This is a genomic window from Bacillus sp. mrc49, assembly GCF_002803435.1.
On sequence record NZ_PHNG01000160.1, the window covers coordinates 1 to 933 of the forward strand.

Genomic DNA, 933 nt, shown 5'->3' on the forward strand with positions numbered 1-933 from the left:
TAGCCAGATTTGTGAAACGGTAAATAATGCAGTCGATGTAAAGCCGATAATGATCAAGGCCAAGCCCTCCCTCCAGAATTCAGGCTCGGTTATAAATCGGCTCCTTTCAAAATCATCTTCATCACTGGCAGCATCCGATTTACTTTTCGTAAATGAAGCTGAAAGTATAAGAAGCAAGTTAATGAAATAGATCGCAGCAGGAATTAAAAAGGCAAAGCCATAAAATAAATGATTGTTGGATAGAAACAAGATGATGAATGGCAATATCGTGGCACCAAGTGAGCCAAAAGCCTTTACCATGACACTCGCTGACCCAGCCGATTCAGGAAACATTTCCGTTAACGCCGGATATGTACCAGCATCCATGGCTGAGTTGGAAACTCCTGCCAGCAACGCAAACACGAACGCGATTTCGTATGTGGGGGAAAACGGAATCCCAAGCAAAAAAACTCCCATCAGGAACGAAGAGGTTATGATTAATGGCTTCCTGCCGAATTTATCTGACAGCACTCCCGAGAGCCCATAAGTAAGTAATCTCCCAACCCCTATCGCGGCAATGAGATAACTGATGCCTGTGGAATCCGTATTCCATTGCTCGGTTAACGAAGACATGTTTGAGGCAAGGATTATATTTACCATCCCTAGTAGAAAATAGTTGATGTACATGCCAGATGCGGCTTTATACTTTTTCATTATTACACCCCTATAATAAATCACAATGATCTTACTCCCCTAAAATTCTAAAAAACTGAATGTATTTAAGTCTCCCCTATATGATATCCATTTAACTGAAAAACCACTTTCAAAAAAAAATGCTAAGAAATACAAGGAATCACTCCCTGTATTTCTTAGCTCCGAGGTTTACCTCAAGTATCAAACCTTATTATGATAAATGGAGGTCAATCCCAAAGTGAAAGCTCCTTATTCTGCAAA

At 40.4% G+C, this 933-nt stretch carries 1 protein-coding gene; it reads right to left on the minus strand.

Going from position 1 to position 933, the window contains the following annotated elements; genetic code table 11:
- Positions 1-693: MFS transporter (locus CVN76_RS01110; protein ID WP_157805415.1), on the minus strand; the 693-nt coding region annotated here is incomplete at its 3' end.
- Between the last annotated feature and the right edge of the window lie 240 nt (positions 694-933).